We start from the raw sequence: 5,293 nt of genomic DNA, 5'->3' as shown, positions 1-5,293 counted from the left end.
GTACTGGAATCTCAACCGGCTTGCACAGGCGCTGTCGCCGTTGTTCGCCGACGTGGCCGCGCTGCTGCACAAGGCCATCGGCGAAAAGCTGACCTGCGTGTTCGTGGATACCGGCCTGCTGCGCTGGCAGGAAGGCGACCAGGTGATGGCGATGTTTGCCGAACACATGGGCGTGAAGGTCGTGCGCGTGAATGCCGCCGACCGTTACTTTGCCGCGCTGGAAGGCGTGAGCGACCCGGAAGCCAAACGCAAGATCATCGGCAACCTGTTCGTCGAGATCTTCGATGAAGAATCGAACAAGCTGAAAAACGCCAAGTGGCTGGCGCAGGGCACCATCTACCCGGACGTGATCGAGTCGGCCGGCAGCAAGACCGGCAAGGCGCATGTGATCAAGAGCCACCACAACGTGGGCGGCCTGCCGGAGCACATGAAGCTGGGCCTGGTGGAGCCGCTGCGCGAGCTGTTCAAGGACGAAGTGCGCCGCCTGGGCGTTGAGCTGGGCCTGCCGCGCACCATGGTCTACCGCCATCCGTTCCCGGGCCCGGGCCTGGGCGTGCGTATTCTGGGCGAAGTGAAGCGCGAGTACGCCGAGCTGCTGGCCAAGGCCGATGCCATCTTCATTGATGAGCTGCGCAAGGCGGATCTGTACGACAAGACCAGCCAGGCGTTTGCCGTGTTCCTGCCGGTGAAGTCGGTGGGCGTGGTGGGCGATGCGCGGGCTTATGAGTGGGTGATTGCGCTGCGGGCTGTGGAGACGATTGATTTCATGACGGCGCATTGGGCGCATCTGCCGTATGAGTTCCTGGGGACGGTGAGTAATCGGATCATCAATGAGTTGCGGGGGGTTTCAAGGGTTGTCTATGACATCTCGGGGAAGCCGCCGGCTACTATTGAGTGGGAGTGAGTTTACGTCCTTCGAGGACTATCGCCAACTGTCGAAAAACAGTCGTAACGTGTTGATTTAGAAAGAAATACGTCACGGCAACTATCGGTGGCTATCGCCGGCCATCAGAAAAAGTTGGCGGTAGAGCTGACGGTAAAAATCGAGGCCGGATTAAGACGCTCTCGTTCACTATTCAGACTTTTACCGTCTTTGACGGTAAAAGCCTTCTCGGGAATGCTTGTTTTATGCGGCTTTCCGGGCATCAGCAGGTCTCCAGGTCCTTGACGGTAAAACCTGACGGTAAAGCCGTCACAAGCCGGAGGAAACCTCGATGCTTACTGACGCTGCACTACGAAATCTGAAGCCTAAGTCCAAGATTTATAAGGCTTCTGACCGAGACGGAATGTACGTGACCGTATCGCCCAGCGGCACTGTCACCTTCCGCTACGACTACCGCCTCAACGGCCGCCGCGAGACGCTGACGCTCGGGCGCTACGGCCCCGGCGGCATCTCACTGGCGATGGCGCGCGAACTGCTCCTGGACGCGCGTAAAGCCGTGCTCAAGGGCGTCTCGCCCGCGCTGGAGAAGCAGCGCGAGAAACGCCGGGTGGTCGCCATCAAGACCTTCGGCACGGCGATGGACACCTGGCTGGCCAATGCAAGGTTGGGCATCGGTGCCGAGCTGGCCGCGCCGGAGAATCGCCAGAACGGTGATCGCGTCATCATTGCCGTGCGCGACAGCGCCCAAGACAGCATCAATCAGGTCGGCCAGGAGATGACCCGGCGCAACCTCAACATCCAGCCCACGCTGACGGAGCGGCCGGGCCTGCCGGTGCGCATCATCGTCAACCGGGATCTAGTGCTGCGGCCGTACCAGCCGCTGTTCTTCAATCGGGGGACTTCACGATGAGCACGACCAAAAAGCTGCGGCTGCTCGCACTGCGCCTCACTGCCGTAGCGCTTCAAGAACGCTGGCAACGACAGGCCGCTCTGGAACTGCACCTGATTCATGGCCATTGGAGGATCTCCCGAGAGTGAGATCACCAACCTGTACCTCGCCCTTCTCAACAGCTGCGACCGCGCTGAGGCATCGTGCTAATCAGGTAATCCTAAGGTTCTCAGTCTGTTGGAACAGGTGTTTGGCCCGATCTTGGACGACCGTATCGAGGGGAGGGAGGGCGTGATCGTGGAGGCCGTGCCGGGCCGGGCGTTCGGCACGCTGTACAGAGCGCGGGTGTTTCCATCACTAGAGCCGTTGGAAAAGGCGTTGAAGTCGCCAGAGCGTGAGCTTGGGCCGCCACCTCCCGGCGTCGGTCGGGCCGGCAGGATGAATGCCAAGGGGGTTCCTGTATTCTATGGCGCGGTCGATTCGGAGATCGCGATCGCCGAGGTGCGACCGCCAGTTGGCAGCCGTGTTGTGGTCGGGGTGTTCGAGGTCGTTCGGCCGCTCAGACTCTTAGATATCGAGAAGCTCATCCTGATCGATGGCGATGGCAGCCTGTTCGACCCTGCCACCTACAACCGCAGAAACCGGCGCGACTTCCTGAAGAAGCTCGTTAGGAAGCTCATTCGTCCCGTCATCCCTGAACGCGAGGACGAGAGTTATCTCATCACCCAGGCCGTGGCTGACTTTCTTGCGACCCACGGAGAGTTGGATTTGGACGGCATCTTGTTTCCCTCCGCACAGGTAGATGCGGAAACTAGGTTGCGAACGGATGCTAGGAACGTGGTGCTGTTCAGCAAGTCTTCCGACGTAGCGTCGCCCTACGGAGAGGGCAGTCCGTTCATGGATCAGGAAACACACTTCCAGATGTGGGATTACGACGAAGACAGACTGATCTTCGATCCGGAGCTAATCACGAGAGCCGTCAATCCGAAGGTACGCCTACCGTCAGCCATCGGCTGGGGAAACGAGACGCTAGGTCCCGCCCTCCGGCTGGATCGGGATCAGATCAAGATTCACCAAGTCCTGGGTGTGCGCTACTTCTACGACACCACGCCCGTCAGGCACGTGCGGGTCGAGCGAAAGAACGAGGCGAAATAGGCATCGTCCTGTCCTCTAACAGCAACCGACGAAAGGTCCGAATCATCCATGTCGAAGGGAATCATCAAGGCAATATCCGAGATCGGCTTTGGGCGCCTGGATAAGTGAGCGGTTGAAGTGATAGGTGGGTGGGAAGGACCATCCACGCGCGGCGTGGATCTACACTGGGCTTCCTCCCTACGGAAGCTCGCCCATGTTCACCGGAAAAGTCGCGGTAGTCACCGGCTCCACCAGCGGTATCGGTCTTGGCATTGCCACGGCGCTGGCGCGGCAGGGCGCCGACATCGTGCTGAATGGCTTCGGTGACGGAGCGGACATCGAACGCATCCGCTCCAACCTGGAGGCCGAGTTCAACGTTCGGGTAACGCATGACGGCGCCGACCTCTCACGCGGCGAGGCGGTGCGGGAAATGATTGCCCGTACCGTTGCCACCATGGGCCGCATCGACATTCTGGTGAATAACGCCGGCATCCAGTACACGGCGTCCATCGAGGAATTCCCCATCGAAAAGTGGGACGCGATTCTGGCGCTGAATCTATCGGCGGTGTTCCATGCAACGGCAGCGGCCTTGCCCCACATGAAACAGCAGGGTTGGGGCCGCATCATCAACATCGCGTCGGCGCACGGCCTGGTGGGTTCGGTGAACAAGTCAGCCTATGTGGCCGCCAAGCATGGCGTGGTCGGGTTTACCAAGGTGACCGCGCTGGAGAACGCGGGCACGGACATCACCGCCAACGCCATCTGCCCGGGGTGGGTGCGGACGGCGCTTGTCGAACAGCAGATCACCGCGCTGGCGGAGCGGGAAGGAACCGACCAGGAATCCGCCGCCCGTGAGCTGCTGGCCGAGAAGCAGCCCTCGCTGCAGTTCGTGACGCCGGAGCAGCTGGGCGACCTGGTGGTGTTCCTGGCGTCGGACGCCGCAGCGCAGATGACGGGCACGGCGCTTCCGATGGATGGTGGTTGGACGGCACGCTAGCTGAGGCGTGCCAGAGTCGCGAGATCAGTTCATGGTGTCTTGGCAGCCATCAGTTTCAGGCCTTAGTTGCATCAAAGTACGCGCGCAACTCGCTGAGGTTGGCCAGACCTATGCAGATGGATCGTGCATATATCATCAGCCTTTCCTTCTCCGTCGCACGTGCTATTGCGTGCGGATCGCCGGATGTTTCGGCCGTTGCGACCTCGGCGCCTGCTTCAGCAATGAAATCGGAGAGACAGTCCTCCAGCTTCCACACGGCATAGTGAAAGGCGGGGAAGGACCTTATCCGCCTGTCTTTTATAGAATCGAGCGTCTCCTGCAGCTCCTCGATGTGCTCAGGATAGTCCTTGAGCGTGTCACGCAGTTTGGCGGGGATCGGGGGAGGGGGCATGGCGGATATCCGTTCAGGGCGTCGAGAGCGTGGCGGGCGCGGTTTGTCAGGCCGGCCTGATTTCCCGGCATACCAGCTCCGCCAGTTCGCGGCACGCAAAGAACAAGCCCTCAACCACGCCCTCATCCAGATGCCTGCGGGGCGTGGCCATGGTTGTGCAGCGGTTGGCCGCATGCAGCATCTCCACCGCCGTGAGGATGCCCACGGCCGCACGATCAATTCGGGCCAGGGACTGACGTCGGCCGTCGGACAGGTTTTCTTCCGGCCACAACATGCCATCGGAGCCTTCGCCATCACGGATGCGGGTGAGGCAGCCCTGGAAGGTGCTGAGATCGTCGGCGGGATTTGCGTCGTCGTTGTCAGACTCAACAACAAGGAACGGCGGGGTCTTGCGATTGGTCATGGCGTCGGCTTCCGTGGCTGTACGTAACAGCGCCACCGCGCGGAAGCGGGTGGCGGACGGTGCGTGGCTGCAAACCGGGAAGTGAAGTGCCATCAGCCGGTGGGTCCGAAGACCCCCACGCACCGCCCGCCATAGAGGCCGACGGATTGCCCGCCGGTACCGCTTCAGGACGGTACCGGCGGGCAAGCGCAAACTACAGGCACATCTAACTTCTCGGGTTTGCAGACCCGGCCACCCGTTGTCGGTGGCACGCCATGTTGTTTATGCATCAACACTCGATTCAATGAGAAAAATACGAAAAACTCTGAGGAATCGAGTGCGGGCTGAAGAGTGTCGCACGCATCTTCAGTGGCACATGCGACAGGCAAGGACATGATTGCGCCACTGGGGTGGTGAACGTGGCGACGAATGACGCAAGCGGCCCGAAAGCCTGCAACGCGTGTGACGCTTTTCGCTTACCAAGAGTTGTATGAAGCGTTGCATACAGGGGCGCAAGAGACGCTATACGCGAAGCGATGTGACGATACCAGTCGATTTCGCGTGCCAGATGCGTCATGCGGCCGCTGCGCTCGCCGGGCATGGCCCGGCTCTACCGG

The 5,293-nt window shown here is 60.8% G+C and carries 6 protein-coding genes and 1 pseudogene; 5 read left to right on the top strand and 2 right to left on the bottom strand.

Translation table 11 applies throughout. The annotated features are described in order from the left end of the window. The 5 genes and pseudogenes from guaA to ACQKDV_RS16015 form a co-directional block, all read left to right on the top strand. Nucleotides 1-904: glutamine-hydrolyzing GMP synthase (gene guaA / locus ACQKDV_RS16035; protein ID WP_427785035.1), on the top strand; the 904-nt coding region annotated here is incomplete at its 5' end. Between the two features lie 310 nt (nt 905-1,214). Next, a pseudogene (locus tag ACQKDV_RS16030) lies at nt 1,215-1,548 on the top strand (Arm DNA-binding domain-containing protein); the annotation flags it as partial. Beyond that, entirely contained in the window at nt 1,521-1,793 is a 273-nt protein-coding gene (locus ACQKDV_RS16025; RefSeq protein ID WP_427785036.1) for a TrbI/VirB10 family protein, read from the top strand. The pseudogene ACQKDV_RS16030 and the gene ACQKDV_RS16025, both read left to right, overlap by 28 nt. Nucleotides 1,794-2,033: 240 nt before the next feature. After that, nucleotides 2,034-2,927 carry an RES family NAD+ phosphorylase gene (locus ACQKDV_RS16020; protein ID WP_427785033.1) on the top strand — a complete coding sequence of 298 codons (894 nt, stop codon included), beginning with the start codon at nt 2,034-2,036 and terminating at the stop codon, nt 2,925-2,927. A 193-nt stretch (nt 2,928-3,120) separates the two neighbouring features. Then, nucleotides 3,121-3,903 carry a 3-hydroxybutyrate dehydrogenase gene (locus tag ACQKDV_RS16015; RefSeq protein ID WP_427785032.1) on the top strand — a complete coding sequence of 261 codons (783 nt, stop codon included), beginning with the start codon at nt 3,121-3,123 and terminating at the stop codon, nt 3,901-3,903. A gap of 55 nt (nt 3,904-3,958) precedes the next feature. Here ACQKDV_RS16015 and ACQKDV_RS16010 read toward each other — a convergent pair whose 3' ends face one another. Both ACQKDV_RS16010 and ACQKDV_RS16005 read right to left on the bottom strand, forming a co-directional pair. Further along, nucleotides 3,959-4,294: a hypothetical protein gene (locus tag ACQKDV_RS16010; protein WP_427785031.1), complete on the bottom strand. Its 336-nt coding sequence runs from the start codon at nt 4,292-4,294 to the stop codon at nt 3,959-3,961. A gap of 46 nt (nt 4,295-4,340) precedes the next feature. After that, on the bottom strand, nt 4,341-4,697 hold the full coding sequence (locus ACQKDV_RS16005) for a hypothetical protein (RefSeq protein ID WP_427785029.1): 357 nt from the start codon (nt 4,695-4,697) through the stop codon (nt 4,341-4,343). Nucleotides 4,698-5,293 lie beyond the last annotated feature (596 nt).

The organism is Stenotrophomonas sp. NPDC077659 (genome assembly GCF_050268705.1).
Taxonomy (GTDB): Bacteria; Pseudomonadota; Gammaproteobacteria; order Xanthomonadales; family Xanthomonadaceae; genus Stenotrophomonas.
The sequence above is the reverse complement of the archived record's forward strand: the minus strand, read 5'-3'. Positions and strand labels throughout refer to the sequence as shown.

What these genes read in the sequence shown, in the direction of transcription:
- ACQKDV_RS16025 (WP_427785036.1), top strand. Translation starts at nt 1,521, where the DNA reads ATGGACACCTGGCTGGCCAATGCAAGGTTGGGCATCGGTGCCGAGCTG.
- ACQKDV_RS16015 (WP_427785032.1), top strand. Translation starts at nt 3,121, where the DNA reads ATGTTCACCGGAAAAGTCGCGGTAGTCACCGGCTCCACCAGCGGTATC.
- ACQKDV_RS16010 (WP_427785031.1), bottom strand. Translation starts at nt 4,294, where the DNA reads ATGCCCCCTCCCCCGATCCCCGCCAAACTGCGTGACACGCTCAAGGAC.
- ACQKDV_RS16005 (WP_427785029.1), bottom strand. Translation starts at nt 4,697, where the DNA reads ATGACCAATCGCAAGACCCCGCCGTTCCTTGTTGTTGAGTCTGACAAC.